Raw genomic sequence first — 19,116 nt, 5'->3', positions numbered from 1 at the left:
AAGTTATTTGGAAACGAGACGATACATCGCTAATTCGCCCATGAGATTGGGCATGAAATGAACCGGCTTGCCATGAGTCAGAATGAGGCGCTCTTTAATACCAATTTTATTTTTAATACAAAATTCATCAAAATCTTTGACCGTGCATAAGTGGATATTGGGCGTGTTATACCATTCATAAGGTAAGGCTTTAGATTTAGGCATTTGACCTTGAATGAGTTGTATTCTATGTCGCCAATAACCAAAATTAGGAAACGTCACGATCACTTCTTTTCCAACACGTAACATTTCATGCGCAATTTTTTCGATGTTATGGATGGCTTGTAACGTTTGAGATAAAATAACGACATCAAATGATTGAGATTCAAAACCTGATAACCCTGATTCCAAATCCATTTGAATGACATTGAGGCCGTGTTTTAAAGTGTTAAGCCAATGCGCATCATCTTTTTCAATACCATATCCCTTTACTTCTAAAGAGCCTTCTAAAAACTTTAAAAGAGATCCATCTGCACAGCCTAAGTCGAGGACTTTGGCACCGAACGGGATCCAATTGGCAATGACGGCAAAGTCTTGTCTAAATTGAGAACTCATAATTGATTTGCGATCTTTTTAAAGTAAGTCGTGAGTATGCCGTGATAATGGGGATCAGACATCAGAAAAGCATCATGTCCATGCTGCGCTGTGACCTCGGCATAGCTGACAGTCAATTCATTATCTAAAAGCGCTTTGACAATTTCTTTTGAGCGCTGAGGGGAAAATCGCCAATCGCTCGTAAATGAAACTACTAAAAAATCAGCCTCCACTTTTTTGAAAGCTTTAGATAAATTACCTTGGTAATCTTTTGCAGGATCAAAATAATCTAATGCACGTGTCATTCTTAAATAAGTATTTGCATCAAATTCTTCAGCAAATTTATCACCTTGATGGTGTAAATAAGACTCCATTTCAAAATTCACATCAAAAGAATATTCAATATTTTTATTTTTAAGTTTGCGACCAAATTTCAAATCCATGGCGTCATCCGATAGATAAGTAATATGACCTAGCATTCTTGCAACCCGGAGCCCACGTTTAGGTTTCTTTTTAAAACGGTAATAATCCCCATTATAAAAATCAGGGTCAGTGATAATCGCTTGTCTCGCGACTTCATTAAAAGCGACATTTTGTGCCGTGAGATTTGGGGCTGCAGCAATCACAATGGCGTGACGAACGCGCTTTGGATAAGAAAGTGCCCATTGCATAGCTTGCATGCCACCTATGCTTCCACCAATGACAGCCGCTAAACTTTCGATCCCTAATTGATCTATGAGAGCCGCTTGAGTATTTACCCAGTCTTCCACAGTCACAATAGGAAAATCAGAACCCCATCGTTTTTTTGTTTTTGGATTAATACTCATAGATCCACTCGTGCCGTGGCAGCCACCTAAATTATTTACACCGATGACAAAGAAGCGATCTGTATCAAGTGGCCTCCCAGGGCCTATGAGGTTATCCCACCAACCAGGATATTTATCGTCTTTTTTATAACGTCCTGCAACATGATGATTTCCTGACAATGCATGGCATACAAGTACTGCATTATTTTTTTTAGCATTTAATTTGCCATAGGTTTCATAGGCGAGTTCATAGTTCGGTAATTTTTTACCGCTCGTTAACTTAAGTGGTTTTGTAATTTTGACTAGCTTTGCTTTAACAAGGCCCACTGAATTTTTTTCACTCATGATGACGATTATACTATTGAATATTGCGCGAAAGTAACACGATCAACACCATGAATATCTTTGGCATTTTCAATATACTGATAGCCATTTTTTTCGAATAAATCTTGTAATATTTTTGCTTGATTGTAACCATGCTCAATAAAAAGCCAACCTAACGGTTTGATGTGATTTTTAGCATTTTCGATAATATATTGTATAGCTTCTATTCCAGTGGGACCTGAAACGAGAGCATCAAGGGGCTCATTTTCTAAGCCTTGTGATAGGTGAGGATCTTTATCCTCTAAATAAGGTGGGTTACTTAAGATGACATCAAATCTTGTTTGATCTAATGCACTAAACCAATCACTTTTTTGAATCATGATATTGCTTACTTGATGAAGCATTTGATTTTCTTTTGTATTTTGTATGGCATCTTCAGATTGATCAACGAGCGTCACTTTTGAAAGCGATCTTTCAAGGGCTATGGTGATGCCGATAATCCCGGTACCACATCCGAGATCCAAAATGTCAAAATGATCTCCCGCATTTATTTTTGAGAGCGCTGTTTCAATGAGAGTTTCTGTGTCAGCCCTTGGAATAAGTACATGAGGATTTACTTTAAACGCTCTTCCATAAAAAGCCCATTCACCCAGAAGATAGGGAAGAGGCGTGCCACCCATTCTTTTTTCTGTGATGTATTTAATCTGAGTTTGGTTATCTTTATGAATATCTTCATCGCTTTTTTGGATGATTTCTTTTTGAGTGATCTTTAAGACATACTCTAGAATAAAACGGGCTTCAAGTTTTGCTTCATCTGATGAATAGCCTATGCTTAGATAAAGTTTATTTTGAGTATTTTTTAATGTGTCGCGAATGGTCGCCACATTTTAATCCTCTGCAAAGCCTGCAAGAAGATCAGCTTGATGCTCATTGGATAATGCATTAATAAGTTCTTCCATATCACCATCCGTAATGGCTTCTATTTTATAAAGCGTTAAATTAATACGATGATCAGTAATGCGGCCTTGAGGATAATTGTAGGTACGAATTCGTTCACTTCTATCCCCACTCCCGATGAGAGATCTGCGATCTGATGCTAATTTAGATTGTTGTTCGCGAATTTGTGCATCACGAATACGCGCTGCTAAAACACTCATGGCTTGCGCTTTATTTCGATGCTGCGACCTGTCGTCTTGGCATTCCACCACAATCCCTGTAGGTAAGTGTGTAATACGAACAGCTGAATCAGTTTTATTAATATGTTGACCACCTGCACCTGATGCGCGGTAGGTATCAAGTCTAATTTCGGCTGGATTAATAATGACATCACTAATTTCATCAGCTTCAGGTAATACGGCAACGGTGCAAGCCGAGGTGTGAATACGGCCTTGTGTTTCTGTATCAGGCACTCGCTGCACGCGATGACCACCTGATTCAAATTTCAACTTTGAATAAGCCCCCTGCCCAATTATTTTCATAATGATTTCTTTGTAACCACCGACTTCAGATTCGCTCGATGACACAATTTCCATTTTCCAGCCTTGGCGTTCTGTATATCTTGAATACATTCTGAATAAATCACCTGCGAATAAAGCCGATTCGTCACCACCCGTACCAGCACGAATTTCTAGAAAAATATTTTTTTCATCACTTGGATCTTTTGGCAGTAATAATTTTTGTAAATTATCTTCAATCGTGACAAGTTTTAATTTACATTGCTCAATTTCTTCTTGCGCAAATTCTTTCATCTCAGGGTCAGAAAGCATACTTTGTGCTTCGTTTAAATTAGCTTCATTTTTTTTGTAGGCGTGATATTCATCCACAATAGGTGTGATATCTGAATGTTCTTTAGTAATTTTGCGATAATAATCCATGTCATTAGTAATCGTTGCAGAACCTAATAAGGTATTAAGCTCCTGAATGCGATCACTTAATCCTGCTAATTTTTTTTGCATGGAAGGCTTCATGACATTTAATCTTTAAGTGGGTAAATTTTCTTTAATGTTTTGGTGAGTAGTTCATGCTCTTCACCCTTAGCTTCATTGAGAGCTTGGCTTGGATGATGGACAAACTTATTAGCTAAAGCCTTACTTAACACTTCCAAAACTTCTTCTGGCTTCATGCCTTGATTTAGAAGTTTTTGTGCTTTTTTAAGCTCAGTGACGCGATAACTTTCAGCATGGTCGCGAAGCGCTTTAATTGTAGGCACGATAGTACGCGTTTTAAGCCAATGCGTGAAATCTTTTACGTGATGATCAATGATTTTTTGAGCTTCAATAGCTGCAGACTGACGATTGGTTAAGCCTTCTTCAATGAGGTGAGATAAATCATCGACGGTATAAAGATAAACATCACTGAGTTTTCCTACCTCAGGTTCAATGTCACGCGGTACCGCAAGATCAACCATAAACATAGGGCGATTTCGTCTTGTTTTGAGTGCGCGCTCCACCATGCCTAAGCCTACAATAGGTAATTGGCTTGCAGTAGAGCTTAAAACAATATCGAACTCATGAAGGCGATCAGAGAGTTCTGAAATAAGACAGGCATCACCCTTAATTTTTTTAGCTAAACTCAGTCCCCGATCAAGGGAACGATTAGCCACCGTCATGGATTTAGGTTGTCTATTTTTAATATGTTCGGCGCAAAGTTCAATCATTTCACCTGCACCAATAAGAAGTACTTTTGAAGTTTTTAAATCCCCAAAAATACTTTCGGCCAGCTTTATAGAAGCCGCTGCCATCGAAATTGAGCTCATGCCTATATCTGTTTTGGTTCGGACTTCTTTGGCCACAGAGAATGTCTTTTGAAAAAGCTTATTGAGGAGAGCGCCTAAGGTTCCGGTATTTTCAGCGGTTTTAATGGCTTGTTTCATTTGGCCTAAAATTTGTGGCTCTCCTAACACCATGCTATCTAAACCTGAAGCTACACGAAATGCATGTTGGACGGCTTCTTGGTTTTCATAGACATAAAGATGGGATTCAATGGTTTTTAATTTGATACCGTGATACTTACAAAGCCAATCGATGATGATTTTCGGGTCCCGCGCTGTGGCGTAGATTTCACTGCGGTTACAGGTAGATAAAATAGCCGCTTCGCTCACTTTATGTTCCATGAGTTCGAGCAAGGCTTGGCTTAAATGATCGGGATCAAAAGCGACTTTTTCACGGATCGCAATGGGGGCTGTGGTGTGGTTAATGCCTACGGTATAAAGCTGCATGTGAATATTCTTAATCCGACGCTTTAGCTTCACGCCATTTAAGAGTTAAAATAGCTATTTTACAATATCTCACTCAACTTTCATTTGGGATCACTAGAAATATGGATAAAACATTTAGAATTGCCCCCAGTATTCTTTCAGCGAATTTCGCGAAACTTGGCCAAGAAATTGCCGACGTCATTAAGTCAGGAACTGATATTGTTCACTTTGATGTGATGGACAATCATTACGTACCTAATTTAACGATTGGCCCTTTAGTTTGCGAAGCCATTCGCCCAGTGACAGATGCCATTATTGATGTGCATTTGATGGTAAAACCCGTAGACCGTATTATTCCTGACTTTGCAAAAGCAGGGGCCAATATCATTACTTTTCATCCTGAAGGTTCAGATCATATTGATCGAAGTCTTTCATTGGTGCGTGACTCAGGATGTAAATCAGGCTTGGTATTTAATCCAGCGACCCCACTTGATTACCTTGATCACGTGATGGATAAAATCGATATGATACTTTTAATGTCTGTGAATCCAGGGTTCGGCGGTCAAAAATTCATTCCTGAAACACTTAATAAACTTAGAATCGCTCGTCAAAAAATTGATGCCTATTATGAAAAAACGGGCCGTCAAATTTGGTTAGAAGTGGACGGAGGCGTGAACGCTAATAACATCGCAGAAATTGCAAAAGCCGGAGCAGATACTTTTGTTGCGGGCTCTGCTATTTTTGGTGCTGGTAAAGATACTGACCCTAATCATTATGATACCGTGGTAAAGTCATTACGCGCATCACTCGCAACTGTTTAATTTAAAAACGCACCAACAAATGTTTGTGCGTTTCTAACATGACTACTTTAATCACATCAGACAAATTTAATACCTACAAGGCTGAAGGTTTTAACTTCATTCCTTTAGTCAAATCTTTTGATGTGGGCCATGAAACACCTTTATCGATTTATCAGAAGTTAGCTAATCTTCCCTTTTCATATCTTTTGGAATCGGTGGAAGGTGGCGAACGCTTTGGTCGTTATTCGATTATTGGGCTCCCCTCTAAAAAAAGAATTGTCATTCGTGATGATGTGATTGAAGTGATTGATCAAAATAAAGTGATTAAAAAAGAGAACACACAAAATCCATTCGATTTTATTCAAAATTATTTGAGCCAATTTAAAGTGCCTCACGATATAGAGCTACCCAGGTTTGCAGGTGGGTTAGCGGGTTATTTCGGATATGAGACGATTCAATATATTGAATCTCGTTTAAAACATAAAAAAACAAAAGACATTTTAGGCGTACCTGATATTTTATTGATGCTGTCTGACGAGCTGATTGTGGTCGACAATGTAGCAAAAAAGATTTTTATTGTGAGCTATGCAGATCCATCTATTAAAGATGCTTATGTTTTAGGTGTTGCAAGATTAGATAAACTTTATGATCAGCTCCATCAGTCAATGAAGACAGAGCCACTTCAAACATCAAATCTCACAGAAGCGCATTCAGAATTTGGCGAAGAAGCATTTAAAAAAGCTGTTGAAAAAGCAAAGTCTTATATTTTTGAAGGCGACATTATGCAAGTTGTGTTATCGCAAAGGATGTCGCAAAAATTTGAATCTCCCCCAGTGGCTCTTTACGAATCGCTTCGCACGTTAAATCCCTCCCCTTATATGTTTTATTACCATATGGATGATCATCATGTAGTGGGTGCGTCCCCTGAAATTTTAGTGAGACTTGAAGATGAAACGGTGACGGTAAGACCCATTGCAGGCACGCGACCTCGCGGCAAAACTGAAGAAGAAGATTTGAAATTAGAAAAAGAATTATTAGCCGACCCTAAAGAATGTGCAGAACATGTGCAACTCATGGATTTAGGTCGAAATGATATTGGACGTGTTTCTCAATCAGGCTCTGTGAAAGTGACGGACAATATGACCATTGAACGTTATTCACATGTCATGCACATTGTGTCTAATGTAGAAGGCACATTAAAACCCCATATGCATGCCATGGATGTTTTGAAAGCCACTTTCCCAGCAGGGACGGTCAGTGGTGCACCTAAAGTTCGTGCGATGGAAATTATTCATGAACTAGAACCTAGCAAGCGTGGTATTTATGCTGGCGCTGTAGGTTATTTAGGTTTTGATGGTGATATGGATGTGGCCATCGCCATTAGAACAGGGGTCATAAAAAATAAAATGCTTTACGTACAAGCGGGCGCAGGTATTGTGGCCGATTCTATTCCACATAACGAATGGGTTGAAACACAAAACAAAGCGAAAGCCGTATTACGTGCCGCAGAAATTGTGCAATCAGGAAAATAAATTATGTTGCTCATGATTGATAACTACGATTCATTTACTTATAACCTTGTTCAGTATTTGGCTGAGCTCAAACAAGAGGTTGAAGTGTATCGTAATGATGAGATCACGATTGATGAAATCAAAAAAAAGAATCCTCAGTATATTGTGTTGTCTCCTGGCCCATGCACGCCCAACGAGGCAGGGGTTTCTGTAGAAATTGTGAATACATTCAAAGGGGACATTCCCATTCTAGGCGTTTGCTTAGGCCATCAAACCATTGGCCAAGCATTTGGGGGGAAAATTATTCATGCTAAAACATTGATGCATGGCAAAACTTCAAAAATTCATCATACAGATCAAGGGGTATTTAAAGACATAAAAAATCCATTTACAGCGACACGTTATCATTCGCTGGTGATTGAGCGTGCAACATTACCTCATTGCTTAGAAGTGACGGCATGGACCGATGATGAAGAAATTATGGGGGTTCGTCATAAGACACTTCCGATTGAAGGTGTTCAATTTCATCCTGAATCTGTCCTCACCGAACATGGACACGATCTATTAAATAATTTTTTAAAAGCATATGGCTAACATGGGCTCAAAAGAATTATCTGTGAAAGACTTTATGCAGTCTTTAATGTCAGGTGTCCTAAGTGACGACATTATTGAATCTTATGTGTTAGCTCTCAATGAAAAAGGAGTGACTGCAGACAATATTTTTGACGCAGCAACCGTGATGCGTCAATTTTCAAAACAAGTGGTGATTCAGGATAAAACACATTTAGTGGATACCTGCGGCACAGGAGGGGATGGCATTCAAACATTTAATGTGTCGACCTTGAGTGCGATTGTAGCCGCAAGTGCCGGTGTGAAAGTAGCGAAACATGGCGGTCGCTCAGTATCATCTAAATGTGGAAGTGCTGATGTATTAGAAGCTCTAGGTGTGAATGTCAATTTAACAGCAGACAAAGTGGCATCGCTTGTGAATGAGATTGGTATTGCGTTTATGTTTGCCCCTAACTTTCATCCAGCGATGCGATATGCAGCACCGGTTCGAAAAAAATTAGGTATCAGAACCATTTTTAATGTTTTAGGCCCCCTAGCAAATCCAGCATTGGCAACGCGTCAAGTATTGGGTGTTTATGATAAGTTGCTCACACAAACCATGGCAGAGGTGTTATCAAAATTAGGAAGTGAGCATGTCATGGTGGTGCATGGTGAAGATGGTATGGATGAAATTTCTATCTCAAGCCCAACCACTGTGACAGAGTTAAAAAACAAAACAATCACAACCTACACTATTCAGCCTGATGATTTTGGATTGGACGTAGCAGATCTTAAAACGATTCAAGTGGAAAATGCGGATGCATCGAAGACTATGATGCTTGATGTGCTAAATGGTAGTCTAGGCTCACATCGCAACATCACAATCCTTAACGCAGGGGCGGCTATTTATGTCAGTGGCATTTCGTCTTCCTTAAAAGAAGGTATTGAGAAAGCTGCATCAGTGATTGACCAAGGTTTGGCATTAAAAAAATTAGAAGCACTCAAGGTGGCGTCCCATGGCTAATATTCTTGATACGATCATTGCCACTAAATTTGAAGAAATTAAAGAATCACAAAAAATTAAATCACTGAATCAGCTCAAAGATGAAGTAAAAAATACTCCTCAACCGAGAGGCTTTATAAAAGCCATTGAATCACAACTCTCAAAAAATAAAGCGGCTGTCATTGCTGAAATTAAAAAAGCGAGCCCATCTAAAGGTGTCATCCGAGAAAATTTTAATCCGAAAGAGATTGCGGTTTCTTATGAAAAAGGTGGGGCGACTTGTTTATCTGTGCTCACTGACCAAAAATATTTTCAAGGCCATGCCAATTTTTTAAAAGAAGCAAAAGCTGCATGTAGCCTTCCCATACTGCGCAAAGATTTTATGGTAGATCCCTATCAAATTTATGAAGCGCATGCTATGGGTGCTGATTGTATTTTACTTATTGTAGCAGCACTTTCTTTAGACCTTATGCAAGAGCTCGAGGAAATTACACACACTTTAGGCATGAATGTATTAGTTGAAGTGCATAATCAAGAGGAGCTTGATCTGGCATTGCAATTAAAGACAAGACTTCTAGGTATTAACAACCGTAATTTAAAAACGTTCGATGTTTCGCTTAACACCACTTTTGATTTATTAAAGCATATCAATGCTGACAAAATTATTGTGACTGAGTCAGGAATCTTTACATCAGATGATGTGAAGTTGATGCAAGATTATCATGTGAATACCTTTCTCATCGGTGAAGCTTTTATGCGAGAATCTGATCCAGGACACTCTTTAAAAAATTTATTTCAATTTTAAATATTATGGAAAATTCAAATAGACCCAGACGAATGCGTAAAGATGAATTCTCGCGTCGATTGATGCGTGAACATCATTTGCGAACAGATGATTTAATTTACCCTATGTTTATCATGGAGGGACACCAAAAAGAAGAAGCGATTCCATCCATGCCAGGCATTAAACGTCAAAGTGCTGATCTCATTATTGATACCGCAAAAGAATGTTTCAAATTAGGTATCCCTGCGATTGCATTATTTCCAGTGATTGATGCGAACCTAAAAACAGAAGATGCGAAAGAAGCTTATAACCCAAAAGGCCTTATTCCAAGAGTGGTAGCGCTATTAAAACAACATGTACCCCAACTTGGCGTCATTACAGATGTAGCACTCGATCCTTATACAAGTCATGGCCAAGACGGTTTGGTTGATGCGTCAGGTTATGTCCTCAACGATGAAACAGTGAAAGTCTTAATCAAACAGGCTTTAAGTCATGCTAAAGCTGGGGCTGATATTGTGGCACCGTCAGATATGATGGATGGCCGCATTGGAAAAATTCGTGAGGCATTAGAAAAAGAAGGATTTGTTCACACAAAAATTCTAGCGTATTCCGCTAAATATGCCTCCTCATTCTATGGTCCGTTTAGAGATGCGATAGGGTCATCAAAAAATTTAGGTAAGAGCGATAAGAATAGTTACCAAATGGATCCTGCAAATACCGACGAAGCTTTAACTGAAGTCGAGCTTGATATTAATGAAGGTGCAGACATGGTTTTGGTGAAACCGGGACTGCCTTATCTTGATATTGTCTATCGTGTGAAAGCTACTTTTGGTGTGCCGACATACGCTTATCAAGTGAGTGGCGAATATGCCATGTTAAAAGCAGCTTCACAAAATGGCTGGCTCGACGAGAGAGCAGTTGTAATGGAATCACTTTTAGCCTTTAAACGTGCAGGGGCTGATGGTATTTTAAGCTACTACTCTATGGAAGTAGCCAATTGGCTTAATCAAAAAATTTAATTAAATGAGCAATAAAAATATTTCTTTTGTTTCTTCTTTTAGCCCAAATGGTTTTGTAGAGTATGGAAAAAATTTCATAGAGTCATTTGATTCGGATGATATTAATTTATTTATAGGCGTAGAAGATGACCCTTCAAATTATCCACAAAGAAAAAATGTTGTTTATTTTAAATTGTCCTCAGATGTCCAAGATTTTTTGCAGTCCGAGTTAGTTAATTTTCCTGATTCTGTTAAAAATGATTATAGATTTCAAGCTAGTAAATTTTGCCAAAAAGTTTTAGCGATGAACAATGATATCCTTCCCAACGAAGGGTACAGAATTTGGATAGATGCAGATGTGTTATTTTTTAAAAAAATTACACAACAGGATATATTGCCTATAGTCGAGGGATTTGATGTCACTTACCTGGGTAGATCAAGTTGGCATCATTCAGAATCTGGTTTTGTTGCATTCTTTTTAAATGATAATGGCAAAAGTTTTATTCGAAGATGGTTTTGGTACTTTGATTCCGGAAGGGTATTTTCCCTTGCAGAATGGCATGACGCATATGTATTTGATGTAGTAAGACGAGAATTTAATGGCCTTACTGAAAATAATTTATCAAAAGGGGTTTATGGACTAAATGTTTGGCCTTCTACCGAACTCTCAAAGTTTATGAAACACTTCAAAGGAAATTTAAAAAAATAATTTAAGCTGCTAAAAGTTTTTCTATTTCTTCAATTGATGCTTTTAATTTGTTTATTTTTAAATCATCGATGTGATAAATAAGAAGTTCAATAGGTCCCATGGAACCTTCAAGCTTTAATATCGGAGTAACTCTTTTGTCTTGCATCGGATCTTTGGTACGAGATTTTCGATCGCGTGTTTCGTATGCGATATTGTGTATCGTGTGAAATCCACTTTTGGTGTGCCAACTTACGCTTATCAAGTGAGTGGTGAATATGCGATGCTTAAAGCAGCTTCACAAAACGGCTGGCTTGATGAAAAAGCGGTTGTGATGGAGTCTCTCTTGGCATTTAAACGCGCAGGGGCTGATGGGATCTTAAGTTACTACGCCATGGAAGTGGCGCGATGGATCAAAAAAGAAACTTAAAAAGTTTCATTAATGCTGGCAATACGATTTAACTTATGCATAACTAATTTATTGTCATCATCAAACTGAGGCTCAAGTTTTTTAACTTTTGTTATTTTTTCAGTTAAGTCGTCTATTTCGTAAAAATTATACCCATAACTAAATAAGATTTCTTGAACTAATTTTGCAGAATTTTTTTCTATGCACTCAAAAAAAATAGTTGGTTTGTAATTTAGTATTTTCTTCATACCTTTAAGTACATTTGCCTCATATCCCTCTACGTCAATTTTTATTAAACGAATATTTTGAATAACCTCATCAATTAGAAAAGAGTCTAAAGCAACTTGTTGAACAGAATTTACCTTTGCTCCTGACTTTTGTCCAACAGAACCTCCTGATGTTAAATAGCTTACACTTGTAGAAGTTGAGAAGGGGACAAATTTGTTTTCATCACCAACGCAACACATAAAGATATTATTAGTGTTAAACTTATTTGCGTTAAAATTTAGTATTAACCTTGCAAAGTTCATGTAATGAGGTTCAAAACTTAAAAGGCTCAGATTTCTATTTGCAGTAAGAGCTGCTAGTGAATAAGACCCTGTATGAGCACCAATATCAAGCACGAATCCACTAGTATTTTTTGCTATCCTTGACCATGTTCTTAAGGTAAATTTTTCGTAGAAACCATTCCAAAAAAATCTTAAGGCAACACCATCATCTTTACCACCCAAAAACATTTGAAATTGCTCTTTCAATCCTACATCACAATTTACCCAATTAAAGAACTCCGGCATAAGTGATAGATCGTTAATATTAAAATTATTTTCTATTGGCAATTGGCTCCTTTTAGCTTTTGCAACTAAATTTAATTTTTCTAAATCATTCACCTAATAGCTCCTTCAATGTTTGTGGTATGAATTCTTTTGAGTATGGGCCCTTGAAAGTTATAATTTTTACCCCAATTCTTATTAAATCTACTAACTCGTCTCGATTAAAAGAGTTTCTTGTAATAAAAAGATACTCTTTTTGTGGAAGTAAGAAATATTTTTCTTTATTTTTTTTGTATTCTTCAGCTATCACCATTTGATCGCCATACCATCTGTGAAATCTTTCGGGTAGCTTCAGAGCAATCTCAAAGAGACCATTGAAAAGTTTTCCTCCATCAGGAGTTATTATTAAGCCAAAAAATATTGGCATGATATCAATAAATTTTTGATTAACGAACTCAGGATAATATTCAGGATAGTTATGGTTAATGATAGATGTTTGATCATCACGCTTTACTAAACATGCTATAAATTTATTGAAATCTGGTAATTTTAGTTTTTGGATTACGAGTGAGTCTGCGTCTAAAAAAAGAGTAGTATTTTGAGTGACAACAAGACTATATGCCCTCAAGCGAGCTAACATGATGTCATTCGGTAACTCATCTCTCAAAACTTCATTCACATCATTTATGGATGCAGTTTTATTATCACTTAATTGATAAATATAAGCTTCATTACCATAAACATATCTTATTGAGTCTACAAGAGCCTGAGGAATCAAAATATCTTGACCCACCCAAAAAAAAGCAAATTGCAGCTTTAAATTATTAACCATAATTAATTCCTGTCAATTAACTCTTGAGTTTCATTAATAGAGGCTTTTACTTTGTTAATCTTTAAATCATCAATGTGATAAATCAAAAGTTCAATAGGCCCCATTGAGCCTTCAAGTTTTAACACTGGAATATTTTTTTTATCTTGCATTGGATCTTTGGTGCGAGATTTTCGATCGCGAGTTGCGTATGCAATATTGTGATTCAGTAAAAAAAATTCTACTTCTTTCATGGAGTCAGCATAAAGTTGAATATGAAGTGTGGGGTATCGACCAGCAGTGCCATCTAATGCACCACCTGTTAAATGTGGATTAAAAGCATTTAATTTTTTCATGAGACTTAATGCTTCAAGCCTTAATACTTTAAGACGCTCCTCATGTTCTTCATCAAAAAAAATAGCTTGATGTTCTTTAATGGCATCATTAATTTCTTCATTCGAAGGTAAAGCGTCCCCATCATCAAGCCCAAAAAATTTAGCGGCTTTACGTTTTGCAAATGCGTAGTCGCTGATACCTTCTTCGGCCATCATTTGAGCGGCTTTATGTGCAACTTGGAATCGAATGTGTTTACTTTGTCTTGCCATATAAAACACTTTTTTAAAAATTAATTGAGGAGATGTATCTCATTGTGCGGTGGAAATTCCGAATAGAAATATTCATTCACGCCCTCTTCATTTTCATTAGCCGGCGTACCTGTATCTGATTTAATTTTATGAATCATGACACCATCAGGCATCACAAAATTTTGTATAGGCGTATCTTTGAGAGCGGTCTGCATATATTTAATCCATATAGGAAGAGCAGCTTGAGAGCCTGTTTCATCTTTACCTAATGACTTAGGCTGATCAAATCCAATCCATGCAATGGCGACCTGTGAGGGCGCATAACCTGCGAACCATGCATCGACTTGATTATTTGTGGTGCCTGTTTTGCCTGCAATATCTGATCGACCTAATGCCTTAGCTTTTTGAGCTGTTCCTTTATTGACTACGTCTTGTAAAAGGGTCGTCATGATAAACGCATTTCTAGGATCAATGACACGCGGTATTTCTTCGTTTTGGAACATCGTATATGTTTGATCGATGACTTGACCCTGACTATCAACCATCTTTTCAATAAGATAAGGTTTTTTGAGATAACCTCCGTTTGCAAATACACCATATGCAGTTACCATTTCGATAAGTGTGGCAGAGCCAACTCCCAAGCCCATGGATAAGTAAGCAGGATGATTTGCAGGGTCAAAACCAAAGCGTGATGCATAGTCTTGCGCATAAGGCGCACCAATTGCTTTTAGCACGCGAATAGCAACTAAATTTTTAGATTTTGCTAAACCATTTCGAAGCCTGATATGCCCATCAAAATCATTATCATAATTTTGTGGATCCCAATCCATACCACTTCCCGTTTCAGCTGCTGAGAAATGAAGTGGTGCATCATTCACAATGGTGGCAGGTGTGATACCTTTTTCCAAGGCTGCTGAATAAATGAAGGGCTTGAAAGTAGAGCCAGGCTGGCGTTTCGCTTGCGTGACATGGTTATATTTATTTCGATTGAAATCAAAGCCACCAACGAGGGCCGTAATCGCTCCCGTTTGAGGATCCATTGAGACTAATGACGCTTCTACTTTAGGAAGTTGTACCACCTCCCATTGTTTATTTTTTTGAATGACACGAATAATAGCGCCTGGTTTAACTTTTCTATTTTTAGGGTCTTTGTCAATCAAAGTTTTTTGAATGAGGGCTAAACCATCATTTTTAATATCAACCATGTCACCTTTTTTAGTGAACGCTTGAACATATTTAGATTCAGCTTTAATCACCACGGCTGGAATAAATCCGTTGTATTCCTCTATGCCATCAAGCGTATCTGTAATCTTAGCTTTTTGATCTTCAAATTTTTTACCTTCTAAATCGATGATTTTTTCTGGGCCTCGATACTCATGACGACGATCGTAATCTAAGATCCCTCTTAATACCGCTTCATTAGCTGCTTCTTGGTTTGCTTTTTTAATCGTGGTATAGACTTTGATGCCGCTCGTATAGATATCCTCTTTATATTGATCATAAAGTGTTTGTCTTACCATTTCAGATGCATGATCAGCCATTAAATCTCTGGATTGTCTGGACTCTTTGAAATGAAGCGTTTGATTCATCGCTTCTTCAAAAGCTTTTTGATCAATAAATTCGTAACGCAACATATTTTTTAACACTTCACGTTGGCGTTGAATAGCACGTTTTGGATTGGTGAATGGATTGTAATTCGAAGGCGCTTTTGGCAGGCCTGCTAAAAGTGCACATTCAGCTAAAGTGAGTTTTTCTAGAGGCTTGCCATAATAGACGAGAGCTGCTGCACCAAAACCGTAGGCACGTTGACCCAAATAAATTTGGTTAATATAAAGCTCTAAAATTTGATCCTTATTTAAATTCTTTTCAATTTTATAGGAAAGAAAAACTTCACTAATTTTTCGTCTTAAAGTTTTATCGGATGAAAGAAAAAAATTACGTGCGACTTGCATCGTAATCGTACTTGCCCCCTCATGAGAAGCCCCAGCTAAATTTTTGACAATCGCACGCCCAACACCCACGGCATCAACCCCTTTGTGTTGATAAAAACGACGGTCTTCGATAGCTAAAATAGCGTTCTTCATTTTTTTGGGCACTTGTTGAATTTTAATGAAGGCGCGGCGTTCTTCTCCGAATTCAGCCATGAGAAAACCATCCGAGCTATAGACTCTTAAAGGGAGTTTAGGGCGATATTCTGTCAGTGATTCAAGCGAGGGTAATGAGGGAATGACAAGTGCTATGGTTAAAGCCACCAAGGCCCCGATCGCACTTAAGCTTATGAAAAACCACAACATGAGGCGTTTAAAAAAAGTGGGTTTTGCCATAACTAAAATGAATAATGACTCTGAATTTTTATATGAGCCCACATTATAAAAGGTGTTGAGGATTATTTGTAGGCAATTCGAGCCATTACCTCATTAATCCCTTAAAATAATCAGTATTCTTGAATATAAAGCTAGTTCGTCATGGCAACGATTAATGACAATATTTTTTTTGTAGGACTCATGGGCGCTGGGAAAACGACCATAGGTAAATTGTTAGCCAAAAAACTCAAAAAAACTTTTTATGATACTGATCATGAAATTGAAAAAAAATTGGGCGTTAAAGTGGCGGTCATTTTTGAGCTCGAGGGTGAAGAAGGTTTTCGCAAAAGAGAAACGCAGATGATTGATGAGTTATCGAGTAAAAAAGATATTATTTTAGCGACAGGCGGGGGTGCGGTATTAAGTGCAGAGAATCGAGCACTTCTAAAAGAAAGAGGTAAGGTCATTTATTTAAATGCCAAACCTCAGCACTTAGCTAAGCGTATGGCTTACGATAAAGATCGCCCACTTTTACAACAAGGCAATATGTTGGATACCTTAAATCAGTTGTATAAAGATAGGCACCCTTTGTATTTAAATGTGGCGTCATTCGTCGTCGATACAGGGCAACAAAAAACACAAACGATTATTCATAAAATTGAGTCATTATTAAGTTAGGCACATGCAAACACTCCATATCCAACTAGAGAATCGATCTTATCCAATTTATATTGGAGAGGGCTTGCTGTCTCAAATCAAATTGATTGAGCCCCATTTAAAACAAAAGCATGTTGCGATTGTAACTAATACGACTGTCGCACCTTTATATCTCGATCCATTACTAACTCTTTTAAAAGAGCATGGTATTAAAGCGTTTCCAATTATCTTGCCCGATGGCGAATCTTATAAAAATCAAGAAACCTTAAATCTTATTTACGACGTACTGTTAAAAGAAAAATGTGAACGCACTGTCACACTTATTGCATTAGGGGGTGGTGTCATAGGCGACATGACAGGCTATGCCGCAGCGACTTATTTAAGAGGTGTTCCTTTTATACAAATCCCTACCACACTTTTATCACAAGTGGACTCATCCGTCGGTGGTAAAACAGGGATTAATCACCCCATGGGTAAAAATATGATCGGTGCTTTTTATCAGCCCCAATGTGTGATCGCAGATATTGATACTTTAAAAACCTTGCCTCAGAGAGAATTTTCAGCAGGCATGGCAGAAGTCATTAAATATGGACTCATTCGTGATGAGGCTTTTTTTAATTGGCTTGAAAAAAATATTGAAGGTTTAATAAAATTAAATCCATCGCTCCTTATTGAAGCGATCCAGCGCTCATGTCAAAACAAGGCAGATGTAGTAGAGATGGATGAACATGAATCAGGTGTGAGAGCTACATTAAATCTTGGACATACTTTTGGGCACGCCATTGAAAATGCCATGGGCTATGGTGTTTGGCTTCATGGTGAAGCTGTGGCAACCGGTATGGTGATGGCAGCGCATTTATCAAAACTCATGGGCTGGGTAAAAGATAATGAATTTAATCGTATCGTTAAACTTTTAAAAGAAGCTAAGCTTCCTATTGATCCTCCAAAGATTACTGAAGATCAATATATGGCACTCATGAGCATGGATAAAAAAGTCGTCGATGGAAAAATTAGATTAGTTCTTCAAAAAGGGATTGGCGATTCTGTTATTACAAGTGATTACGATTCAAAACATTTAAAGACCACACTTCAAAATTCAAACTTTTCAGTATGATGAAGTTGGCACCTTATGCTGCACATCCAGAACAATCTCGCGGCCGACGTTTAAAAGAAGAAACCTCAGCTTTAAGAAATGATTTTCAGCGCGATCGAGATCGCGTGATTCATTCCACCGCCTTTCGACGCCTTGAATATAAAACGCAAGTGTTCGTTAATCACGAAGGTGATTTATTTAGAACGCGTTTAACGCATAGCTTGGAAGTCGCGCAAATTGCAAGAAGCATTGCGCGCACTTTAAATCTTCATGAGGATTTAGCCGAGGCTATAGCATTAGCTCACGACTTAGGCCACACCCCTTTTGGCCACGCAGGGCAGGACGCCTTAAACCGTTGCATGAAAGATTATGGAGGATTCGAACATAATCTTCAGTCACTTCGGGTCGTGGATCTTTTGGAACAAAGGTATGCTGAATTTGATGGACTTAATCTGACCTTTGAAACAAGAGAAGGCATCCTAAAACACTGTTCCATTAAAAATGCTCAAAAGTTAGGCGATGTCGGACAAAGATTTTTGGATAAAACCGAAACAACGCTCGAGGGACAGATTGCCAATTTTGCTGATGAGATTGCTTATAACAATCACGATATTGATGACGGCATTCGTTCAGGACTTTTAACGATCGATCAATTGATGGAAGTTTCTCTTTTTAAAGAGCATGCTCTAAAAGTCAAAGGCCTTTATCCTGATTTATCTCAAAAAAGACTTGTCCATGAAACGATCCGCCGAATGATCCATAGTTTAGTGGATGATTTATGTCGAACTAGCCTCTCCTATATAAAGGTATCAAAACCTAAAAATGTCGATGAGGTCAGACTTAATGGCCCCATGATTGATTTTTCGATCGAGATGGCAGAAAAGCAGCTTGAGTTAAAACAGTTCTTAAGGAAGTCTTTATATCTTCACCCCAAGGTGACCGAGATGACAGATAAGGCAGCGAAGACCATTGAGGGTCTGTTTAAGGTATACATGGATGATCTCAATCTAATACCTTCTGACTATCAATCTATCGGGAAAGAGGAAAAACCGCGCGTGATTGCGGACTATATTGCTGGAATGACGGATCGCTTCGCAATTCGTGAGTATAAAAAATTACATATAAATCATAGCTTAAATTAGTTTTGTTGTAAATCTACAACAAAAATCTATAAAACTTCACAAATGTCGTAAAAAACACTAAAAATACTTGCGATTGCCCAGTTTGATACCGCATAATTCACTTAACCTTCTTATTGAAGCT

At 38.0% G+C, this 19,116-nt stretch carries 20 protein-coding genes and 1 pseudogene; 11 read left to right on the top strand and 10 right to left on the bottom strand.

Annotation, left to right across the window (positions count from 1 at the left end; genetic code table 11):
* Positions 1-3 precede the first annotated feature (3 nt).
* The 5 genes from metW to hemA are packed head-to-tail and all read right to left on the bottom strand — an operon-like array spanning position 4 to position 4,920.
* Positions 4-594, bottom strand: coding sequence for a methionine biosynthesis protein MetW (gene metW / locus BN1208_RS06575; RefSeq protein ID WP_046488948.1), 591 nt, complete (start codon positions 592-594; stop codon positions 4-6).
* Positions 591-1,724 (bottom strand): homoserine O-succinyltransferase MetX, encoded by a 1,134-nt coding sequence (gene metX / locus BN1208_RS06570; RefSeq protein WP_046488946.1) that lies wholly within the window; start codon positions 1,722-1,724, stop codon positions 591-593. The genes metW and metX overlap by 4 nt, the downstream gene beginning before the upstream one ends.
* An 8-nt stretch (positions 1,725-1,732) precedes the next feature.
* On the bottom strand, positions 1,733-2,587 hold the full coding sequence (gene prmC / locus BN1208_RS06565) for a peptide chain release factor N(5)-glutamine methyltransferase (protein ID WP_046488945.1): 855 nt from the start codon (positions 2,585-2,587) through the stop codon (positions 1,733-1,735).
* 3 nt (positions 2,588-2,590) lie between these two features.
* Positions 2,591-3,670, bottom strand: coding sequence for a peptide chain release factor 1 (prfA, locus tag BN1208_RS06560; RefSeq protein ID WP_046488943.1), 1,080 nt, complete (start codon positions 3,668-3,670; stop codon positions 2,591-2,593).
* Positions 3,671-3,675: 5 nt separating this feature from the next.
* Positions 3,676-4,920 (bottom strand): glutamyl-tRNA reductase, encoded by a 1,245-nt coding sequence (gene hemA, locus BN1208_RS06555; RefSeq protein ID WP_046488941.1) that lies wholly within the window; start codon positions 4,918-4,920, stop codon positions 3,676-3,678.
* Positions 4,921-5,021: 101 nt separating this feature from the next.
* Here hemA and rpe point away from each other — a divergent pair, with 101 nt between their 5' ends.
* From rpe to BN1208_RS06520, 7 genes are read left to right on the top strand one after another with little or no spacing between them, the layout of a single operon-like run.
* The gene (rpe, locus tag BN1208_RS06550) at positions 5,022-5,720 is read left to right on the top strand and encodes a ribulose-phosphate 3-epimerase (RefSeq protein ID WP_046488939.1); all 699 of its coding nucleotides are present in this window, start codon (positions 5,022-5,024) and stop codon (positions 5,718-5,720) included.
* 38 nt (positions 5,721-5,758) lie between these two features.
* Positions 5,759-7,231, top strand: coding sequence for an anthranilate synthase component I (gene trpE, locus BN1208_RS06545; RefSeq protein WP_046488937.1), 1,473 nt, complete (start codon positions 5,759-5,761; stop codon positions 7,229-7,231).
* Between the two features lie 3 nt (positions 7,232-7,234).
* Positions 7,235-7,804, top strand: coding sequence for an anthranilate synthase component II (locus tag BN1208_RS06540; protein WP_046488935.1), 570 nt, complete (start codon positions 7,235-7,237; stop codon positions 7,802-7,804).
* Complete coding sequence (gene trpD, locus BN1208_RS06535) at positions 7,797-8,783, top strand: anthranilate phosphoribosyltransferase (RefSeq protein WP_046488932.1); 987 nt, start codon at positions 7,797-7,799, stop codon at positions 8,781-8,783. The genes BN1208_RS06540 and trpD overlap by 8 nt, the downstream gene beginning before the upstream one ends.
* Positions 8,776-9,567 carry an indole-3-glycerol phosphate synthase TrpC gene (gene trpC / locus BN1208_RS06530; RefSeq protein ID WP_046488929.1) on the top strand — a complete coding sequence of 264 codons (792 nt, stop codon included), beginning with the start codon at positions 8,776-8,778 and terminating at the stop codon, positions 9,565-9,567. Before trpD ends, trpC begins: the two co-directional genes overlap by 8 nt.
* A 5-nt stretch (positions 9,568-9,572) precedes the next feature.
* Positions 9,573-10,565 carry a porphobilinogen synthase gene (hemB, locus tag BN1208_RS06525; protein WP_046488927.1) on the top strand — a complete coding sequence of 331 codons (993 nt, stop codon included), beginning with the start codon at positions 9,573-9,575 and terminating at the stop codon, positions 10,563-10,565.
* A gap of 4 nt (positions 10,566-10,569) precedes the next feature.
* The gene (locus tag BN1208_RS06520) at positions 10,570-11,253 is read left to right on the top strand and encodes a hypothetical protein (protein ID WP_046488925.1); all 684 of its coding nucleotides are present in this window, start codon (positions 10,570-10,572) and stop codon (positions 11,251-11,253) included.
* Position 11,254: 1 nt separating this feature from the next.
* On the opposite strand, the gene BN1208_RS07310 is transcribed toward BN1208_RS06520, so the two are convergent.
* A complete protein-coding gene (locus BN1208_RS07310) occupies positions 11,255-11,398 on the bottom strand; it encodes a hypothetical protein (RefSeq protein ID WP_156157798.1) in 144 nt (47 codons plus the stop codon).
* A gap of 42 nt (positions 11,399-11,440) precedes the next feature.
* On the opposite strand from BN1208_RS07310, the pseudogene BN1208_RS06515 reads away from it, so the two are divergent.
* A pseudogene (locus BN1208_RS06515) lies at positions 11,441-11,659 on the top strand (porphobilinogen synthase); the annotation flags it as partial.
* Here the strand turns inward: BN1208_RS06515 and BN1208_RS06510 are convergent.
* Genes BN1208_RS06510 through BN1208_RS06495 form a run of 4 tightly spaced genes read right to left on the bottom strand, consistent with a single transcriptional unit; the run spans position 11,656 to position 16,124 of the window.
* Entirely contained in the window at positions 11,656-12,525 is an 870-nt protein-coding gene (locus tag BN1208_RS06510; RefSeq protein ID WP_046488923.1) for an FkbM family methyltransferase, read from the bottom strand. The pseudogene BN1208_RS06515 and the gene BN1208_RS06510 sit on opposite strands and share 4 nt — an antisense overlap.
* Positions 12,518-13,240 carry a hypothetical protein gene (locus BN1208_RS06505; protein ID WP_046488922.1) on the bottom strand — a complete coding sequence of 241 codons (723 nt, stop codon included), beginning with the start codon at positions 13,238-13,240 and terminating at the stop codon, positions 12,518-12,520. Before BN1208_RS06505 ends, BN1208_RS06510 begins: the two co-directional genes overlap by 8 nt.
* 2 nt (positions 13,241-13,242) lie before the next feature.
* Positions 13,243-13,821 carry a hypothetical protein gene (locus BN1208_RS06500; protein ID WP_046488921.1) on the bottom strand — a complete coding sequence of 193 codons (579 nt, stop codon included), beginning with the start codon at positions 13,819-13,821 and terminating at the stop codon, positions 13,243-13,245.
* A gap of 20 nt (positions 13,822-13,841) precedes the next feature.
* Positions 13,842-16,124: a penicillin-binding protein 1A gene (locus tag BN1208_RS06495; protein WP_082092880.1), complete on the bottom strand. Its 2,283-nt coding sequence runs from the start codon at positions 16,122-16,124 to the stop codon at positions 13,842-13,844.
* A 141-nt stretch (positions 16,125-16,265) separates the two neighbouring features.
* Here BN1208_RS06495 and BN1208_RS06490 point away from each other — a divergent pair, with 141 nt between their 5' ends.
* Genes BN1208_RS06490 through BN1208_RS06480 form a run of 3 tightly spaced genes read left to right on the top strand, consistent with a single transcriptional unit; the run spans position 16,266 to position 18,995 of the window.
* Entirely contained in the window at positions 16,266-16,781 is a 516-nt protein-coding gene (locus tag BN1208_RS06490; RefSeq protein WP_046488919.1) for a shikimate kinase, read from the top strand.
* A 4-nt stretch (positions 16,782-16,785) separates the two neighbouring features.
* The gene (aroB, locus tag BN1208_RS06485; RefSeq protein ID WP_046488918.1) at positions 16,786-17,874 is read left to right on the top strand and encodes a 3-dehydroquinate synthase; all 1,089 of its coding nucleotides are present in this window, start codon (positions 16,786-16,788) and stop codon (positions 17,872-17,874) included.
* Positions 17,871-18,995 (top strand): deoxyguanosinetriphosphate triphosphohydrolase, encoded by a 1,125-nt coding sequence (locus BN1208_RS06480; protein WP_046488917.1) that lies wholly within the window; start codon positions 17,871-17,873, stop codon positions 18,993-18,995. The genes aroB and BN1208_RS06480 overlap by 4 nt, the downstream gene beginning before the upstream one ends.
* The last annotated feature ends 121 nt before the right edge of the window (positions 18,996-19,116 follow it).

Origin of the sequence: Candidatus Methylopumilus planktonicus, assembly GCF_000981505.1 — a bacterium.
Taxonomy (GTDB): Bacteria; Pseudomonadota; Gammaproteobacteria; order Burkholderiales; family Methylophilaceae; genus Methylopumilus; species Methylopumilus planktonicus.
This window is presented reverse-complemented; position numbering and strand designations above follow the sequence as displayed.

Coding starts and splice junctions, on each gene's coding strand:
- trpC (WP_046488929.1), top strand. CDS start 8,776: ATGGCTAATATTCTTGATACGATCATTGCCACTAAATTTGAAGAAATT.
- BN1208_RS06490 (WP_046488919.1), top strand. CDS start 16,266: ATGGCAACGATTAATGACAATATTTTTTTTGTAGGACTCATGGGCGCT.
- BN1208_RS06480 (WP_046488917.1), top strand. CDS start 17,871: ATGATGAAGTTGGCACCTTATGCTGCACATCCAGAACAATCTCGCGGC.
- metX (WP_046488946.1), bottom strand. CDS start 1,724: ATGAGTGAAAAAAATTCAGTGGGCCTTGTTAAAGCAAAGCTAGTCAAA.
- trpD (WP_046488932.1), top strand. CDS start 7,797: ATGGCTAACATGGGCTCAAAAGAATTATCTGTGAAAGACTTTATGCAG.
- hemA (WP_046488941.1), bottom strand. CDS start 4,920: ATGCAGCTTTATACCGTAGGCATTAACCACACCACAGCCCCCATTGCG.
- prfA (WP_046488943.1), bottom strand. CDS start 3,670: ATGAAGCCTTCCATGCAAAAAAAATTAGCAGGATTAAGTGATCGCATT.
- BN1208_RS06540 (WP_046488935.1), top strand. CDS start 7,235: ATGTTGCTCATGATTGATAACTACGATTCATTTACTTATAACCTTGTT.
- BN1208_RS06505 (WP_046488922.1), bottom strand. CDS start 13,240: ATGGTTAATAATTTAAAGCTGCAATTTGCTTTTTTTTGGGTGGGTCAA.
- aroB (WP_046488918.1), top strand. CDS start 16,786: ATGCAAACACTCCATATCCAACTAGAGAATCGATCTTATCCAATTTAT.
- hemB (WP_046488927.1), top strand. CDS start 9,573: ATGGAAAATTCAAATAGACCCAGACGAATGCGTAAAGATGAATTCTCG.
- trpE (WP_046488937.1), top strand. CDS start 5,759: ATGACTACTTTAATCACATCAGACAAATTTAATACCTACAAGGCTGAA.
- BN1208_RS06500 (WP_046488921.1), bottom strand. CDS start 13,821: ATGGCAAGACAAAGTAAACACATTCGATTCCAAGTTGCACATAAAGCC.
- rpe (WP_046488939.1), top strand. CDS start 5,022: ATGGATAAAACATTTAGAATTGCCCCCAGTATTCTTTCAGCGAATTTC.
- BN1208_RS06495 (WP_082092880.1), bottom strand. CDS start 16,124: ATGGCAAAACCCACTTTTTTTAAACGCCTCATGTTGTGGTTTTTCATA.
- BN1208_RS07310 (WP_156157798.1), bottom strand. CDS start 11,398: ATGCAAGACAAAAGAGTTACTCCGATATTAAAGCTTGAAGGTTCCATG.
- metW (WP_046488948.1), bottom strand. CDS start 594: ATGAGTTCTCAATTTAGACAAGACTTTGCCGTCATTGCCAATTGGATC.
- BN1208_RS06520 (WP_046488925.1), top strand. CDS start 10,570: ATGAGCAATAAAAATATTTCTTTTGTTTCTTCTTTTAGCCCAAATGGT.